Annotated in this window: 9 protein-coding genes, 11 tRNA genes and 2 rRNA genes; 21 read left to right on the top strand and 1 reads right to left on the bottom strand. The window is 47.1% G+C overall.

Going from position 1 to position 17,246, the window contains the following annotated elements:
- Positions 1 to 68: 68 nt before the first annotated feature.
- From AC3RCI_RS25865 to AC3RCI_RS25805, 13 genes are all read left to right on the top strand, one after another.
- A 23S ribosomal RNA gene (locus tag AC3RCI_RS25865) occupies positions 69 to 2,995 on the top strand.
- Between the two features lie 145 nt (positions 2,996 to 3,140).
- Positions 3,141 to 3,257, top strand: a 5S ribosomal RNA gene (gene rrf, locus AC3RCI_RS25860).
- A gap of 84 nt (positions 3,258 to 3,341) precedes the next feature.
- Positions 3,342 to 3,417: transfer RNA gene (locus tag AC3RCI_RS25855), tRNA-Asn, on the top strand.
- A gap of 3 nt (positions 3,418 to 3,420) precedes the next feature.
- Positions 3,421 to 3,493 (top strand) — tRNA-Thr (locus AC3RCI_RS25850).
- A gap of 10 nt (positions 3,494 to 3,503) precedes the next feature.
- A tRNA-Glu gene (locus tag AC3RCI_RS25845) sits at positions 3,504 to 3,575 on the top strand.
- 6 nt (positions 3,576 to 3,581) lie between these two features.
- Positions 3,582 to 3,657, top strand: a tRNA-Val gene (locus tag AC3RCI_RS25840).
- Positions 3,658 to 3,667: 10 nt separating this feature from the next.
- Positions 3,668 to 3,742, top strand: a tRNA-Gln gene (locus tag AC3RCI_RS25835).
- Positions 3,743 to 3,750: 8 nt separating this feature from the next.
- Positions 3,751 to 3,823: transfer RNA gene (locus AC3RCI_RS25830), tRNA-Lys, on the top strand.
- A gap of 10 nt (positions 3,824 to 3,833) precedes the next feature.
- A tRNA-Leu gene (locus AC3RCI_RS25825) sits at positions 3,834 to 3,914 on the top strand.
- A 10-nt stretch (positions 3,915 to 3,924) separates the two neighbouring features.
- Positions 3,925 to 3,999: transfer RNA gene (locus AC3RCI_RS25820), tRNA-Gly, on the top strand.
- A gap of 8 nt (positions 4,000 to 4,007) precedes the next feature.
- Positions 4,008 to 4,084: transfer RNA gene (locus AC3RCI_RS25815), tRNA-Arg, on the top strand.
- 15 nt (positions 4,085 to 4,099) lie between these two features.
- Positions 4,100 to 4,173: transfer RNA gene (locus AC3RCI_RS25810), tRNA-Pro, on the top strand.
- A 12-nt stretch (positions 4,174 to 4,185) separates the two neighbouring features.
- Positions 4,186 to 4,256: transfer RNA gene (locus AC3RCI_RS25805), tRNA-Gly, on the top strand.
- Between the two features lie 221 nt (positions 4,257 to 4,477).
- Here the strand turns inward: AC3RCI_RS25805 and AC3RCI_RS25800 are convergent.
- On the bottom strand, positions 4,478 to 4,759 hold the full coding sequence (locus AC3RCI_RS25800; RefSeq protein ID WP_095361674.1) for a WGxxGxxG family protein: 282 nt from the start codon (positions 4,757 to 4,759) through the stop codon (positions 4,478 to 4,480).
- Positions 4,760 to 5,520: 761 nt separating this feature from the next.
- Between AC3RCI_RS25800 and ppc the strand changes: the two genes are divergently transcribed.
- The 8 genes from ppc (at position 5,521) to AC3RCI_RS25760 (ending at position 17,137) form a co-directional block, all read left to right on the top strand.
- A complete protein-coding gene (ppc, locus tag AC3RCI_RS25795) occupies positions 5,521 to 8,313 on the top strand; it encodes a phosphoenolpyruvate carboxylase (protein WP_492526930.1) in 2,793 nt (930 codons plus the stop codon).
- Between the two features lie 259 nt (positions 8,314 to 8,572).
- Positions 8,573 to 9,139 (top strand): RNA polymerase sigma factor SigW, encoded by a 567-nt coding sequence (gene sigW / locus AC3RCI_RS25790; RefSeq protein ID WP_017692117.1) that lies wholly within the window; start codon positions 8,573 to 8,575, stop codon positions 9,137 to 9,139.
- 133 nt (positions 9,140 to 9,272) lie between these two features.
- Complete coding sequence (locus AC3RCI_RS25785; protein WP_095361676.1) at positions 9,273 to 9,887, top strand: zf-HC2 domain-containing protein; 615 nt, start codon at positions 9,273 to 9,275, stop codon at positions 9,885 to 9,887.
- A gap of 429 nt (positions 9,888 to 10,316) precedes the next feature.
- Positions 10,317 to 11,150: a diadenylate cyclase CdaA gene (cdaA, locus tag AC3RCI_RS25780; RefSeq protein ID WP_095292238.1), complete on the top strand. Its 834-nt coding sequence runs from the start codon at positions 10,317 to 10,319 to the stop codon at positions 11,148 to 11,150.
- Positions 11,150 to 12,646: a CdaR family protein gene (locus AC3RCI_RS25775; RefSeq protein WP_492526928.1), complete on the top strand. Its 1,497-nt coding sequence runs from the start codon at positions 11,150 to 11,152 to the stop codon at positions 12,644 to 12,646. The genes cdaA and AC3RCI_RS25775 overlap by 1 nt, the downstream gene beginning before the upstream one ends.
- Before the next feature lie 69 nt (positions 12,647 to 12,715).
- Entirely contained in the window at positions 12,716 to 14,056 is a 1,341-nt protein-coding gene (gene glmM / locus AC3RCI_RS25770) for a phosphoglucosamine mutase (protein WP_492472875.1), read from the top strand.
- 740 nt (positions 14,057 to 14,796) lie between these two features.
- A complete protein-coding gene (glmS, locus tag AC3RCI_RS25765) occupies positions 14,797 to 16,629 on the top strand; it encodes a glutamine--fructose-6-phosphate transaminase (isomerizing) (protein WP_492526926.1) in 1,833 nt (610 codons plus the stop codon).
- A 172-nt stretch (positions 16,630 to 16,801) separates the two neighbouring features.
- Entirely contained in the window at positions 16,802 to 17,137 is a 336-nt protein-coding gene (locus AC3RCI_RS25760; protein WP_492526925.1) for a helix-turn-helix domain-containing protein, read from the top strand.
- Positions 17,138 to 17,246: the final 109 nt, after the last annotated feature.

Here is a 17,246-nt window from a genome sequence, read left to right as displayed (position 1 = left end):
TTTAGCTGAACTTGTGTACAAACAAGTTTCAAATAATAGTGATACTGCATTGCTCAACTTGAGCAATTGGTTAAGCTACTAAGAGCACACGGAGGATGCCTAGGCGCTAGGAGCCGATGAAGGACGTGGCGAACAACGATACTGCCTCGGGGAGCTGTAAGCAAGCTTTGATCCGGGGATGTCCGAATGGGGAAACCCAGCTGGGGTAATATCCAGTTACTCACAACTGAATACATAGGTTGTGTAGAGGCATACCAGGGGAACTGAAACATCTAAGTACCTTGAGGAAGAGAAAACAATAGTGATTCCGTCAGTAGCGGCGAGCGAACGCGGAACAGCCCAAACCAGAGAGCTTGCTCTCTGGGGTTGTGGGACGTCTCACATGGAGTTACAAAGGAACCGGTTAAACGAAGAGGTCTGGAAAGGCCCGCCAAAGAAGGTAAAAGCCCTGTAATTGAAAGTCTGTTCCCTCCGAGACGGATCCCGAGTAGTGCGGGGCACGTGAAACCCCGTATGAATCCGGCAGGACCATCTGCCAAGGCTAAATACTTCCTAGCGACCGATAGTGAAGCAGTACCGTGAGGGAAAGGTGAAAAGCACCCCGGAAGGGGAGTGAAATAGAACCTGAAACCGTGTGCTTACAAGAAGTCAGAGCCCATTTTAGGGGTGATGGCGTGCCTTTTGTAGAATGAACCGGCGAGTTACGTTCCCGTGCAAGGTTAAGGTGAAGAGCCGGAGCCGCAGCGAAAGCGAGTCTGAATAGGGCGACATAGTACGTGGACGTAGACCCGAAACCGGGTGATCTACCCCTGTCCAGGGTGAAGGTGCGGTAACACGCACTGGAGGCCCGAACCCACGCACGTTGAAAAGTGCGGGGATGAGGTGGGGGTAGCGGAGAAATTCCAATCGAACTCGGAGATAGCTGGTTCTCCCCGAAATAGCTTTAGGGCTAGCCTCGGAAAACAGAGTCGTGGAGGTAGAGCACTGATTGGGTGCGGGGCCCGCAAGGGTTACCAAGCTCAGTCAAACTCCGAATGCCATAGACTTACTTCCGGGAGTCAGACAGTGAGTGCTAAGATCCATTGTCAAAAGGGAAACAGCCCAGACCATCAGCTAAGGTCCCCAAGTGTGTGTTAAGTGGGAAAGGATGTGGAGTTGCACAGACAACCAGGATGTTGGCTTAGAAGCAGCCACCATTGAAAGAGTGCGTAATAGCTCACTGGTCGAGTGACTCTGCGCCGAAAATGTAACGGGGCTAAACACACCACCGAAGCTATGGCTTGATGCTTGCATCAGGGGTAGGGGAGCGTTGTATAAGGGTTGAAGGTGTACCGTAAGGAGCGCTGGACATTATACAAGTGAGAATGCCGGTATGAGTAACGAAAAGATCAGTGAGAATCTGATCCGCCGAAAGCCTAAGGGTTCCTGAGGAAGGCTCGTCCGCTCAGGGTAAGTCGGGACCTAAGGCGAGGCCGAAAGGCGTAGTCGAAGGACAACAGGTCGAAATTCCTGTACCACCGTAAATCGTTACGAGCGATGGGGGGACGCAGTAGGGTAGTGACGCAGGCTGATGGATGCCTGTCCAAGCAGTAAGGCTGATGTGTAGGCAAATCCGCACATCGTAAGGCTGAGCTGTGATGGGGAGTGAAAATTACAGTAGCGAAGGTCATGATCTCACACTGCCAAGAAAAGCCTCTAGCCAGATGAAGGTGCCCGTACCGCAAACCGACACAGGTAGGCGAGAAGAGAATTCTAAGGCGCGCGGAAGAACTCTCGTTAAGGAACTCGGCAAAATGACCCCGTAACTTCGGGAGAAGGGGTGCCCCGGTAGTGTGAATAGCACGAGGGGGCCGCAGTGAAAAGGCCCAAGCGACTGTTTAGCAAAAACACAGGTCTGTGCGAAGCCGTAAGGCGAAGTATACGGGCTGACGCCTGCCCGGTGCTGGAAGGTTAAGGGGAGCGGTTAGGGAGTAATCCCGAAGCTGTGAACCGAAGCCCCAGTAAACGGCGGCCGTAACTATAACGGTCCTAAGGTAGCGAAATTCCTTGTCAGGTAAATTCTGACCCGCACGAATGGCGTAACGACTTGGGCGCTGTCTCAACGAGAGATCCGGTGAAATTTTAATACCTGTGAAGATGCAGGTTACCCGCGACAAGACGGAAAGACCCCATGGAGCTTTACTGCAGCTTGATATTGAATTTGGGTACGATCTGTACAGGATAGGTGGGAGCCTTTGAAGCATGAGCGCCAGCTTGTGTGGAGGCACCGTTGGGATACCACCCTGATCGTATCTAGGTTCTAACCTGGTGCCCTTAGCGGGTACGGGGACAGTGTCAGGTGGGCAGTTTGACTGGGGCGGTCGCCTCCTAAAGAGTAACGGAGGCGCCCAAAGGTTCCCTCAGAATGGTTGGAAATCATTCGAAGAGTGCAAAGGCATAAGGGAGCTTGACTGCGAGACCTACAAGTCGAGCAGGGACGAAAGTCGGGCTTAGTGATCCGGTGGTACCGCATGGAAGGGCCATCGCTCAACGGATAAAAGCTACCCTGGGGATAACAGGCTTATCTCCCCCAAGAGTCCACATCGACGGGGAGGTTTGGCACCTCGATGTCGGCTCATCGCATCCTGGGGCTGAAGTAGGTCCCAAGGGTTGGGCTGTTCGCCCATTAAAGCGGTACGCGAGCTGGGTTCAGAACGTCGTGAGACAGTTCGGTCCCTATCTGTCGTGGGCGTAGGAAATTTGAGAGGAGCTGTCCTTAGTACGAGAGGACCGGGATGGACGTACCGCTGGTGTACCAGTTGTTCCGCCAGGAGCACCGCTGGGTAGCTATGTACGGACGGGATAAGCGCTGAAAGCATCTAAGCGTGAAGCCCCCCTCAAGATGAGATTTCCCAGTATGTAAGACCCCTTGAAGACGACGAGGTAGATAGGCTGGGGGTGGAAGTGCAGTAATGCATGGAGCTGACCAGTACTAATCGGTCGAGGGCTTATCCAAATTGCAGGTTCTGATCGCAAGTTTCGTTTCGGATCTAGTTTTCAGAGAATAATCTCTGAAATGAAAATTGGTACAACACTCTAGTGTGTGTATGATTTTCAGTTCCACTTTTGATTTTAAGAAGCACATGCTTCGACAAATCACGTTTGGTGGCGATGGCGGAGGGGTTCCACACGTACCCATCCCGAACACGACCGTTAAGCCCTCTAGCGCCGATGGTACTTGGACCGAAGGGTCCTGGGAGAGTAGGACGCTGCCAAGCGAACTCTTTCATCATACATAGAAAACAGGCTCTGCATGTTAGCGTTGTACGATGAATTGCATTTGCCCTGCAAATGCATATTATTCCCTGATAGCTCAGTTGGTAGAGCACTCGACTGTTAATCGAGTTGTCACAGGTTCGAGTCCTGTTCGGGGAGCCATTTGCTCTCATAGCTCAGTAGGTAGAGTGCATCCATGGTAAGGATGAGGTCACCGGTTCGATCCCGGTTGAGAGCTTTGGAAATGGGGCCCGTTGGTCAAGGGGTTAAGACACCTCCCTTTCACGGAGGTAACAGGGGTTCGAATCCCCTACGGGTCATAGGATGGAGGCTTAGCTCAGCTGGGAGAGCATCTGCCTTACAAGCAGAGGGTCGGGGGTTCGAGCCCCTCAGCCTCCACCATCTTGATTATTGGGGATTAGCCAAGCGGTAAGGCAACGGACTTTGACTCCGTCATGCATAGGTTCAAATCCTATATCCCCAGCCATTTATTAAGAGCCATTAGCTCAGTTGGTAGAGCACCTGACTTTTAATCAGGGTGTCGAAGGTTCGAGCCCTTCATGGCTCACTTGTTATATGCGCGTGTGGCGGAATTGGCAGACGCACTAGACTTAGGATCTAGCGTCTTTGACGTGGGGGTTCAAGTCCCTCCACGCGCATCCTTTATAAGCGGACGTGGCTCAGCGGTAGAGCATCGCCTTGCCAAGGCGAGGGTCGCGGGTTCGATTCCCGTCGTCCGCTCCAATATATATGCGCCCTTAGCTCAGCTGGATAGAGCGTTTGACTACGAATCAAAAGGCCGGGAGTTCGAATCTCTCAGGGCGCGCCATTTTTTCATCAATATCGGGATGTAGCTCAGCTTGGTAGAGCACCTGGTTTGGGACCAGGGGGTCGCATGTTCAAATCGTGTCATCCCGATTTTATGATTACGCGGGTGTAGTTCAATGGTAGAACTTTAGCCTTCCAAGCTAATAGCGTGGGTTCGATTCCCATCACCCGCTTATATGATTTTAAGAGCAGTCTCTACATCATGTAGAGACTGTTTTTTCTATACGGCAACGTTTAGGGAAATATAAAAAACGTAAAAAGAAGCCAAGGCCTCCATGTGTAGAAGGTCTTGACTTCTTGTGTTATGCTCTGTGCATCACTTAATACATCCAACGAGACAGCCTTAAAGGGCTTCTAAACACTTTAGTTGCGTTTAGGGACCTTCGGATAGCTATTAACGTTCGTGACGGTCAGAAACTTTTCTACGCATACCTGCTAAGCCAAGAAGTCCGAGCAAACCGAGCCAGCCCCAGTCCATATCATTGTCTCGGTCAGTTGCAGCATTTGCACGAACATTGTTCGTACGGTAGTCACCCGTGTTGTAGTTTGTGCTGTTCATTTGTGTACCACGGTTTTGATCCATACCTTGGGTTGCAGAACCATTCGCCGCGGCAGGACCAGCCAATGCTGCCACTAGAAGTGTAGAAGCAATAAGTGTAGATACCTTTTTCTTCATCAGATGTCGCCTCCTTTTTGTTTGAACTATATCTAATCTGCCTTTTACTAAATGAATTTATGTAATTGTTCTTACGTTAAAATATCCCTCTGGCATAAGTGATCATGTTACATAAAAAGCCACTAATATTAGTTAGCCAAGAATTCGATTTACCCTCAAACCTTTCGAAATCCTGAATGAACTTTATTGAAGAATCATTTTAAACAGCTTAAAGAAACTATTCTGATCATTGAAACGCATTGAAGCACATAATCAGGCATCAATTCTGGCTTGGTTACATCACAAATCATCTTCGCTTAAAGCCTCCAACTTGTCGTTTCCATAAGGGGAGGTAGCAAATGATAATAATTTTTAAATTGATACTTTAATTTATTACATCACTGTGGTAAAGTATACAAAAGCTTGCTTTGCCGGTCATGTTTTTGCATGGAGATTGAACTGCTTAAATCATGGAAATGATATTATGCTCTTCTGTTTGAGTAAATTTAACGCTGCTGTATATTTATAAATTAAAACGAATATGTATAATATATTTGTTTATATATAGCATGTGAAAAAGGTATCATGCGACAAGCTTTTGCTCATTAAATGAAGCAAATTAAGAAAATGAATAATAAAGTGCGTTTTTGTGCGGAAAATCGGGGATAATCCCCTTTTTTACTAATAGAAAAATAAAGATTTTCGTACCATTTTATTGTATGATGTTATGAAGGTGTCAAATTTACGTGTACGAATGTGAACGATCAGATGGGAGGATAAGCATGACTGAAACTATGGTAACCGCCAGCAAAAGCCAATCTAACAACCTGCTCCGGCGAGACGTGCGGTTCCTGGGCAATATACTCGGAGAAGTTCTTGTCCATCAAGGGGGCACGGAGCTTCTCGATATCGTTGAGAAAATTCGGGAAACGAGCAAATCGTTGCGTGCAGAATTTTTGCCTGAACTGTATACAGAGTTCAAAACGATGATCCAGGAATTAGATTCTGAAAATCGTCACCAGGTCATTCGAGCTTTTGCAATTTATTTTCAATTAGTTAATATTGCTGAACAAAACCATCGGATCCGGCGTAAACGGGATTATGAACGATCTGCAGGGGATGCAGTACAGCCTGGTTCGATCGAGAAGGCCGTACAGGATCTGAAGGAACGCGGTTTGTCTCATACCGAAGTAGAGCAGATTCTGGACGAATTGTCGCTGGAACTGGTTATGACAGCTCACCCAACCGAGGCTATGCGCCGGGTTATTCTGGATATCCACAAACGGATATCTGAAGATGTCATGCTGCTTGATAATCCTACGCTGACGTTGCGTGAACGTGAACAATTGCGGGAAAAGCTGCTGAACGAAGTTATTACACTCTGGCAAACAGATGAACTTCGTGACCGCAAACCGACTGTACTCGATGAAGTACGGAACGGGATGTATTATTTTCACGAAACGTTGTTCCACGTACTTCCGGATGTATATCAGGAGCTTGAACGCTGTCTGAATAAATTTTATCCTGACCACGACTGGCATGTGCCGACGTATTTGCGCTTCGGTTCCTGGATCGGTGGAGACCGGGACGGAAATCCTTCGGTAACTTCAGATGTAACGTGGCAGACGCTGTTAATGCAGCGCAAGCTCGCATTGCGTGAATATCAGCGGATTATGATTGAGCTCATGGGGCATCTCAGCTTCAGTACGAACATCATCCACGTGTCGGATGAATTGGCTCAATCCATTGAGCAGGACCGCAGCTGTGTCACTTTGAGAAAAGTAGACATTTGGCGCAATGAGAAAGAACCTTATCGGATCAAACTGGCATACATGATTGCCAAAATGAATAATGTACTTGATGAAAATAAAGTCGGACAGCCGGACCGTTATGACAGCGCTCAGGAATTGATCGATGATCTGATGATTATTGACCGCAGCCTGCGCCATCATTTTGCAGATTATGTAGCGGATACGACGGTTCGCAAAATGATTCGCCAAGTGGAGCTTTTCGGATTCCACACGGCTGCGCTGGATGTTCGTCAGCATAGTCAGGAACATGAGAATGCGATGGCTGAAATTTTGGCCAAGATGAACATTGTTGAAGATTATGCTCGTCTGACAGAGGACGGTAAAATTGATTTGCTGGCCCGCCTGCTCGAGGATCCACGTCCATTGACTTCTCCATATCACCAGTACAGTGAGGGAACAAAAGAATGTCTGGATGTATTCCGTACAATCAAACGTGCACAGAGCGAGTTTGGTACAGGATGTATAACAAGTTATCTGATCAGTATGACGCAGGGAGCAAGTGATCTGCTGGAAGTCATGGTATTTGCCAAGGAAGTAGGATTGTTCCGTAAAGGGCAGGGTGGAGAGATTATTTCGACACTTCAGGCTGTGCCGCTGTTTGAAACGATTGATGACCTTCATGCAGCTTCTGACATCATGCAAAAGCTCTTCAATCTTCCGGTATACCGCGCAAGCGTAGCTGCCCGGAATGAGCTGCATGAAATCATGCTTGGTTATTCAGACAGCAACAAGGATGGCGGAGTGGTAACGGCTAACTGGGAGCTTCGGGTAGCCATGAACGCCATTACTGCTGTGGGTAATAAGCATGGCGTCAAGCTGAAGTTTTTCCATGGTCGTGGCGGTGCATTGGGACGTGGAGGTATGCCGCTTAACCGCAGTATTCTTGCACAACCACCTCATACCATTGGTGGGGGTATCAAGATTACCGAGCAGGGCGAAGTCATTTCATCCCGTTATTCCCTTCAAGGTATTGCTTACCGCAGTCTGGAGCAAGCGACATCGGCATTGCTCACAGCTGCACTGAACGGAATGGAGCCGCAAGAATCAGTCTCTGAACAACACTGGGATAGCATCATCAAGGATATTTCCGAGGTATCTCTCACGAAGTATCAAGATTTGATCTTTCGTGATCCGGACTTCTTCAAATTCTTCAAGGAATCAACACCGCTGCCGGAGGTCGGAGAGCTCAACATTGGTTCAAGACCATCCAAACGGAAAAACAGTGATAAATTCGAAGACCTGAGAGCAATTCCATGGGTATTTGCCTGGACTCAAAGCCGCTATCTTCTCCCTGCATGGTATGCAGCTGGAACAGGATTGCAAAGCTATTACCAGAATAAAGAGGAAAATTTGGCTGTCCTCAAAGACATGTATGCGAACTTCCCATTCTTCCGTACACTTATTGATACGGTACAGATGGCTATTGCCAAGGCAGATCTTGTAATTGCCAAAGAATATTCCGCAATGGCCTCCAACAAGGAAGCCCGTGATCGTATCTATGGTCAGATTGAGTCTGAATTCAAACTGACAAAAGAGCTGATTCTGAAAATTACCGGAGAAGAAGAGATTTTGGATGATGTACCGGTAATTCAGGAATCGATTCGTTTGCGTAATCCTTACGTTGATCCATTGTCCTATATGCAGGTGCAGCTGCTTAGCGAGCTGAGAGACATGCGTGAGCGCGGGGAAGATGATACCGAGTTGCTGCGTGAAGTGCTGCTGACGATTAACGGTATTGCTGCAGGACTTCGCAATACAGGCTGATGCATTACCTGGCCCATATGATTCATGTAGTGAATAGTTAATGGAATTGGACATTAAAATGCACGGTTCTCTCCGCAGTATTGTGTGAGAGATGAAACGGGACTCCAGTAGGAGTTCCCGTTTTTACTGTTTTTGGTGGATATTTTCCGGCACAGTCTTGATTTTTGACCAAAGTTGATTTACGATTTGATTGGTGAATTACAAGTGTGGACGGGTATCAGAAGGCGGAAGACCCATCAGCATGTCTGGGGGAATAAAGGTGGACAATTTGGAGAACAGGCTGGTTAAGCTGGTCCTAAAGGGTGATCAGCGGGCCTTTGCAGAAATCGTAGAACTATACAAAGACAAACTATTTCATTTGGCATACCGGATGCTGAACAATCGTCATGAAGCTGAAGACGTTGTACAGGAGACGTTTTTGCGTGTGTTTCGTAATATGGAGAAATATGATCCGAACCAGAAGTTTTCAACCTGGATCTACCGGATTGCAACCAACTTGTGTATCGACCGTTTACGGAGGAAGAAACCATCTTACTCTTTGGATGCCGAGTTGAATGATCAGGAAGGATCCGATGGTTATGCCATGCTTCCCAGTGATGATCGTACACCAGAGAGCGAAGCACTATTGTCAGAAACACAGACGCTCATTCGTGAGGCAATTGACAGTCTGCCGGCCAAGTATAAGTCCGTCATGATTTTGAGATATTTACAGGACTTGTCGCTGCAGGAAATCAGTGATGTCACAGGCATGCCCGTAACAACGATCAAAACACGTGTGCACAGGGGCCGTGACTTTTTGCGTAAAAAACTGGAATATAAGCTGTAAATCGATTTCAATTTTTTTAGGCGAAATTATTTGAAACATATCTGAAACGGATGCGTATGTAATGTATGCAAGTCTTATGCGTGGTATTTGAAGATGCATGGACTAAGTGATCTAAGAAAGGATTGGCTCTCATATGGATTGCAACTCGGCCGTCTCTTTAATGCATGAATGTTTGGATGAGTCGTTGTCCCCGGCCCAGAAGGTAGAACTGAAAGGTCACCTTGTTACCTGTCCGGAGTGTCGCATGCGCTTTAAAGAGTTGGAACAGACGGAAATGCTGCTCTTTGCCATGAAACATTATTCACCGTCTGCCTCGGATGAGCTGACCAATCGTATTATGAATGCTCTGCCCCAGCCCAAGAGACAACAGGTATGGCTCAAATGGGTCAAAGGACATCCCGCGCTGACGGCGGCAGCCTTCTTTTTGGTCGTGATGCTCTTTAGCGCTTGGAGCTTCTGGGATCAGAATAACGAAATGGTCGTTAAGGGGAATAATCTGGACCAGATCGTCATTGAAGGAAACACGGTAATTGTTCCTCAAGGCAAGTCAATTGCGGGCGATCTTACGATAGAGAATGGTACCGCCCAGGTATATGGTGATGTAGATGGCAATCTGACGGTGATCGACGGACAACTGTATCAAGCTTCGACGGCGCATATTTCCGGTCAGGTGAAAAGCATTGATCAGGCGCTGGACTGGTTCTGGTACAAAATAACCAATATGGTGAATGAAGTGGCTTACCGCTAGCACAGGGTGAATTCTTCAATGGTATATACCAAGCAGGGTACCTCCAGTTTGCATGGGGTACTCTTTTTTTATTGGTGAGATTGTAATTTATGGTATTTGTGTTGTTTCTGCGCAGTTTGTGACCACCGTAACTTGCAACCTGAACGTTATCGTTATAACCTAGATACTAAAGAGAACATACTACTACATATAGAAAAGCATTTTGCATCTATCCAAGGGCGGTCTTCCAAGCGGCAAGATATAGAATGAACTGGTTATATTCGTCTATACATTGTTGTTACGGGGGAACACTCTTTCCCTCCAACTAATACGGCCGGAAGCTTGTCTGTGTGGGATGTGCAAAAGCTAAGACCAGGGATTATATAAAATCCTAATGGGTTAATATGAGATCAGGGTTTACTCATCAATGGGGATAGCGGGGGCTAGCTTATGAACTATTTTGCTGACTTAACGTGGAAAGAGTCCATTAAGGACGTTATCGATATATTGATTGTTACCTATATTATGTACAAACTGATTTTGCTTGTACGGGGTACACGTGCAGTACAGTTGCTCAAGGGCATTCTGTTCCTTGTGGTGATCTGGGCACTAAGCACGTGGCTAAACCTGTATACACTCAAATGGCTCATGAACCAAATGTTTACATTTGGTGTAGTAGCCGTCTTTATTATATTTCAACCGGAACTGCGCCGCGGTCTGGAGCAGCTGGGACGTGGTAAATTGTTCGGACGCTCCACAGCAGCCAGCGATGAAGAATTAACGGTGTTAATTGGCGAGATTATTAAGTCTGTCAATTATTTGTCTCGTCGTAAAATTGGTGCGCTTGTTGTCTTCGAACGGGAAACGGGTTTGAACGATTACACGGAATCCGGGATTCAGATGCAATCGTTGGTTAGCTCGGAGCTGATGATCAATATCTTTATCCCGAATACACCGCTCCATGATGGGGCTGTTATTATCCAAGGCAAACAGATCTCTGCAGCGGCATGTTATTTGCCTTTATCCGAGAATCCGTTTATTAGCAAGGAACTTGGAACACGCCACCGTGCCGCAATTGGTATTACGGAGGTAGCTGATGCGATCTGTCTGGTTGTCTCGGAGGAGACTGGACAAGTATCGCTGGCGATGAATGGACAGGTCGTTCGTGACATTAAGGAAGAGTCGCTGATTGCCAAGTTATATGAAGAGCTTCGTCCAACATCCAATCTAAACAAGAAGAATAACTGGACTTCTTTCTGGAAACGGAAGGGGGGAACGAAGTAATGGATAAATGGTTCAACAATAATAACTTTGCCAAGATCCTTGCGCTTGCAGTCAGTTTGCTGCTCTGGTTTATGATTCATCTGGATGAAGTTCCTACCACGCCAACGATTGCTACTGGAACAACCAACAAGGTGGTAGAGCGTACCGTACCCGTTCAGCCTTATGGCCTTGACAGCAACTCGTATGTGCTCACTTCATTAAGTACGGACGAGGTACGACTGGAGATCAAAGGACAGCGTTCCATGTTAACTTCCATATTTACAAATGATGATTATAAGGTACTCGTTGACCTGAGCCAGGTCAAAGATGGCTCCAATACGCTGCCGCTCGTTCCCGATCTGCCTTCTGGTGTCGAGGTGGTTAGCATGGAGCCTTCCATGGTTACAGTCAATGTTGAAAAATTGGGCACCAAATCCTTCAATGTGAATATTGTACCCGAAGGAGATCCATCCGCTGGTTACAGCCTTGGGACGCCTGTCGTTGAGCCAACAGGCCCGGTTAAGGTAACTCTGCCGGAAGGGCAGTTGGATGCTGTAGCGAAGGTACAGGGCAGTGTGAGTGTGAAGGATGCAAAGGATGATGTGACGCAGAAAAGGGTGAAACTGCAGGCATATGATGCAGAAGGCAAAGTAATTGAAAATGCAGTCATTACGCCACAGACCGTTGAAGTTCGCATTCCGGTTAATCAGCCCTATAAATCAGTACCCTTAAGAATCAAATATTCAGGACAGCTGCCGGAGGGATTGGTACTGTCCAGTGTGGAACCAAACGTGAAAGAAGTCTCGGTTTACGGTACGGATGAGGCGCTTGCGGGTATACAGGCCTACGACCAAGTTACCTTGGATCTGACACAATTTGAAGAGGCAGGTACATCGACAGTTAACGTGGACTTGACGCCGCCTCCGGGTTTTGAGAAAATCGAGCCTAGTTCGATTCAGATCAAGGTTACTGTGTCACCTTATGATGAGACAGAGGAGACAACAAAGGTCTTTCCCAATGTCCCCATAACCATTACGGGTGTGGGGAACGGTTTGGAAGCTGCACTGGTCACGCCAAAGAGCGGCGGTGTAAATCTTACACTGAAGGGTTCTCCGAGTATGCTCGAAGGTCTGAGTGGAGAGGATATCAAGCTGACGGCAGATCTTCAGGGGCTTACCGCCGGGACACATGATGTGAAGCTGGATGCTGAATTGCCCCGATTTGCTGAGCTGGATGGTAACTCTACTCCATTGAGCGCTACAGTCAAGATCAGTGAAAAAGCAGAGGACACGACGGTTCCCCCAAGCGAAGAGCCCACGGATGAAGGCAATGCCGGCCCGGAGCCTTCGCCTGCAGAAGTGGAGAACGGGGAAACGGATCCTGCACCTGATGAAGGGGAAACGACAGAATCGAATACGGACAATCAGGAGCAGCAAACCCAGCAAGGTAATGCAACGAATAAAGGGAACTCGGGTAACAGCAGCGGTAGCGGCGGTACCAATGGCTCAAATCCGTAATGATTCAGATTGATTTGATAAAATAAATATTTGATGCTCTTATATGATGCGAATAAAAGGAGTTAGATCATGGGGAAATATTTTGGTACAGACGGTGTAAGAGGTGTTGCCAATAAAGAATTAACGGCGGAGCTGGCTTACAGCATCGGTCGATGTGGCGGTTACGTGCTTGCTGGCGGCGTAGAGAGACCCAAAGTGGTTATCGGGATGGATACCCGGATCTCGGGACTGATGCTGGAATCTGCGCTGGTTGCAGGTCTATTGTCCATCGGTGCAGATGTCATCCGTCTGGGCGTTGTATCCACTCCGGGAGTGGCCTATATTACTCGTTTGCTTAAAGCCGACGCAGGAGTCATGATTTCGGCTTCCCATAATCCGGTAGAAGATAACGGAATCAAGTTTTTTGGCGGGGACGGTTTCAAATTATCTGACGAGACGGAGAATCGGATTGAAGAACTGATGGATGCTGAAACGGATCAATTGCCACGTCCTGTTGGCGGCGGATTGGGGACCGTAACGGTAGATGAGCAATCACGCTACAGTTATCTCGAATACCTGAAAACAACCGTAACTGAGTCGTTCTCTGGACTTAAAATTGTACTCGATTGTGCCAACGGAGCAGCATATGAGTTGGCACCTAAACTGTTTACAGAGCTTGGGGCGGAAGTCATTGCGATTGGTGCTGAGCCCAACGGCCTGAATATCAATGAGCAATGTGGTTCCACACACCCGGAGCATCTGAAACAAGAAGTGCTTAAACATAAAGCGGATCTGGGTCTTGCTTTTGATGGAGATGCGGATCGTCTGATTGCCATTGATGAAACGGGCGCAGAGGTCGATGGAGACTTCATTCTGTGCATCTGTGGTGATGCGATGAATCGTGCGGGCAAGCTAAAAGACAGTACAGTGGTATCCACCGTCATGAGTAATATCGGATTTTATAAAGCTACGGAGAAGCTTGCACTGAAAACAGCTAAAACGGCTGTGGGCGACCGCTATGTGATGGAGGAGATGCGCCGCGGTGGGTATAATCTGGGTGGTGAGCAGTCCGGCCATGTTATTTTCCTGGATTACAATACGACCGGAGATGGCATGCTGACAGCTATTCAGCTCGTGGATACCCTCAAGGCATCGGGCAAGAAGCTGAGTGATCTGAAATCACTAATGACTCAGTACCCACAGGTTCTGGTCAACGTCCGTGTGGAAGACAAGAGCAAATACGAAGGTAATGCTGCAATCGAGCAGGCTATTGCTACTGTAGAACAACAGCTTGGTGATAATGGACGTGTTCTTGTTCGTGCGTCCGGTACAGAATCTCTGATTCGTGTTATGGCGGAAGGACCAGATAAAGATGAACTGGAGCAGTTTGTATCCCAGATCGCAGACGTGGTGCAAAAGGAACTGGTTTAGCACCTTAGATATACATTTTGTGTACACATTCCCACTGTGGGATGGCCATCATAGAATGGTATAATAAAGGGTATATGCTTGAAGCAAGAACAAAAATCCCGCGTCCCGACTGGCAAGGCCTAAGGTCTGATAATCCGGTCGGGATTGTGGGTAAATATGCTGATTTGGTCACAGGTACTTTGCTCCATTGCAAAATGAACCTGACGTGCATATAATGAGTGGAGTCGTCATTCAGACACAGAAAGTGAGGATCGTAAGGTATTAGTTACACAAGCGCCAGAGCTTGAAGTTGCGCGGGAAGGATTCTGAATGGTATGGATCTTGGAACTCGAGATTCACTGATCAGGATCGACGGCAATCAAGCTGACGAGGTGGAGGTGTTCGGATTGTTCGGCGGGGACCTCCCGGTGATGCACCATAGCCGTAAACCGGATTGCGGAAAATGGATGGGTGACTGTCCACACAACGCGCCGGTAGGTGCAATAGTAAACTAAAATTCAAATGAATGTGCGCGAAGAGCAAAATAGGTGCGCGGACGGAAAAATGATGTACATTCATGATTGCATTCATAACATCTTATGATGACGGAAGAGCGGCAAGAGGCCGGTCTGATCATTGATAATTGAATAGGTAACAGGTATTCATGATACATTTAGGCAATCATTCATTTTTTCGATATGCCGCGACAGCCTGTTTCTCTTCGTGACACAGTATTCATATACAAACGGAGGAACTAAACTATGTGCGGTATTGTTGGATATATTGGTAATAAGAACACTCAATCGGTATTGGTCGAAGGATTGAAAAAGCTCGAGTATCGTGGTTATGATTCTGCAGGTATCGCGGTATTCACACCGGAAGGTCTGCAAATCACGAAAGCTCTCGGTCGTCTTGCGAACCTTGAAGCCAAGCTGGATGGTGCACCACTGGTAGGTAATGCCGGAATCGGACACACACGTTGGGCAACTCATGGTAAACCATCGGATGAGAACTCCCATCCACATACGGATGGAAGCCAGAAGTTCTCTGTGGTTCACAACGGTATCATCGAGAACTATCTCGAACTGAAGGATGAACTGATCTCTCAAGGTCATACGTTCACCTCTGAGACAGATACTGAAGTTATCTCTCACCTGATTGCACGTGAATACAATGGTGATATCGTTAAAACAGTGCAAAAAGTGATCACGTTGTTGCGTGGTGCATTCGCACTGGGTGTATTGACAGAGCATGAGCCGGAGAAACTCGTAGCTGTGCGTCAAGCAAGTCCATTGATTATTGGTATTGGTGAAGGCGAGAACTTCATTGGTTCCGACATCCCGGCAATTCTGGAACATACACGTAACGTGTACATTCTGAATGATGGTGAAATGGCTGTATTGACACATGATGCTGTCGAATTGATGACGATTGAAGGCAACTTTATTTCTCGGGAAATGATTCGTGTCGATTGGGATGCTGTAACTGCAGAAAAAGGCGGATTCGAGCACTTCATGTTGAAAGAAATTCATGAGCAACCAAAAGCATACCGTGATACCATGCTGGGTCGCATCGATAATGAAAGCAAAAAGGTTCAGCTTCCTGAGTTGAAAATGACGGAAGAACAAATCAAAAATATTCGTAACGTTCAAATCATTGCATGTGGTACTGCGTACCATGCAGGTCTCGTTGGACGTACAGTAATTGAGCAATTGGTACGTATTCCGGTTGAAACGGATGTTGCTTCCGAGTACCGCTATCGTTCCCCAATCGTGGGCAAAGATACACTCGTTATCGTTGTAAGCCAATCTGGTGAAACTGCGGATACTCTTGCTGCACTGCGCGAAGCACAATCCAATGGTGCACACGTACTGGCCATTACTAACGTAGTGGGCAGCTCCATTGCACGTGATGCAGACGATGTGATTGCAACACTGGCAGGACCGGAAATCGCGGTTGCTTCCACCAAAGCATACACTTCACAGTTGATTGCATTCAATCTGCTTGGTCTGTACCTTGCACAAGTTCGTGGTACACAAACAGCAGAAGAGATTGCACATACCCTGGCAGCAATGCAGGCATTGCCAGAGCAAGTGGAGTCCATGCTGGAGCAAGCGGATGCGATCAAAGGATACGCAGAGCAAATCTCCAAACATCAACATCTCTTCTTCATCGGCCGCGGTCTCGATTATGCGGTAGCTCAAGAAGGGTCGTTGAAACTGAAAGAGATCTCTTACATCCACTCTGAGGCATACGCTGCAGGTGAGTTGAAACACGGTACACTGGCATTGATCGAAGACGGTATTCCTGTTATTGCCTTGGCAACACAAGAGAACGTACTCGAGAAAACAGTGAGCAACATCAAGGAAGTAAAAGCGCGTGGCGCGGATGTACTGGCAATTACGTACGAAGAGCACGTAGCGAGCTTGCTGAAATCCGTAGACCAAGCGTTTGCGATTCCTAAGACACTGCCACTGCTCAGCCCGGCGTTGTCCGTAGTTGCATTGCAATTGCTGGCATACTACGCTTCCCTGGCACTGGGTCACGATGTGGATAAACCACGTAACCTGGCGAAAAGCGTAACGGTTGAGTAAGAGGTAAATCGTTCGTTTCGATATTGTCCAGTGATAAAAAAGTCGTGAACCAGTAAAAGATGTCGTGAACCGAAATGCAAGAAGCATCTAGAAGGGAGCCCGAGCGATTGATTCGTGGCTCCCTTTTAAAATGCAAGGAAACAATCTACATACTTCAAAATTGGTGGTGAAAATGTTGAATGACATTGGCCATAAAATAAGATGTATCCGTAAAGAAAACAACTTAAACCAAGTTCAGTTTGCAAAAAGCATAGGAATTTCTCAAGGGAACTTGAGCGAGATCGAACTGGGAAATAGTAACCCATCCGCGGAAACATTGATATCTATTCGAACACAATATAATGTGAATTTAAATTGGCTATTAACTGATGTCATTGCAGAAGATGGGACAATTTATGAAGATGAATTCGAGAAAAGGTTGATTGAGGTTTTTAGAAATCTTGATGATTATGATAAGAAGGAAATAATCGAGTTTATACAATTAAAAATGAATTTAAGGTCAATCTAGCTACTGTTTAGAAAGAATAATGTATAAAGACTGAAGTTGTTAGACTAACAGAACCGGGTGATGTTATACTTACTACTTCTAGACGGGTGGCAAATGGCACAACTGATCT

The organism is Paenibacillus sp. MT124 (genome assembly GCF_058792755.1).
The sequence above is the reverse complement of the archived record's forward strand: the minus strand, read 5'-3'. Positions and strand labels throughout refer to the sequence as shown.

Coding starts and splice junctions, on each gene's coding strand:
- AC3RCI_RS25760 (WP_492526925.1), top strand. CDS start 16,802: ATGTTGAATGACATTGGCCATAAAATAAGATGTATCCGTAAAGAAAAC.
- glmM (WP_492472875.1), top strand. CDS start 12,716: ATGGGGAAATATTTTGGTACAGACGGTGTAAGAGGTGTTGCCAATAAA.
- AC3RCI_RS25800 (WP_095361674.1), bottom strand. CDS start 4,759: ATGAAGAAAAAGGTATCTACACTTATTGCTTCTACACTTCTAGTGGCA.
- AC3RCI_RS25785 (WP_095361676.1), top strand. CDS start 9,273: ATGGATTGCAACTCGGCCGTCTCTTTAATGCATGAATGTTTGGATGAG.
- cdaA (WP_095292238.1), top strand. CDS start 10,317: ATGAACTATTTTGCTGACTTAACGTGGAAAGAGTCCATTAAGGACGTT.
- ppc (WP_492526930.1), top strand. CDS start 5,521: ATGACTGAAACTATGGTAACCGCCAGCAAAAGCCAATCTAACAACCTG.
- AC3RCI_RS25775 (WP_492526928.1), top strand. CDS start 11,150: ATGGATAAATGGTTCAACAATAATAACTTTGCCAAGATCCTTGCGCTT.
- glmS (WP_492526926.1), top strand. CDS start 14,797: ATGTGCGGTATTGTTGGATATATTGGTAATAAGAACACTCAATCGGTA.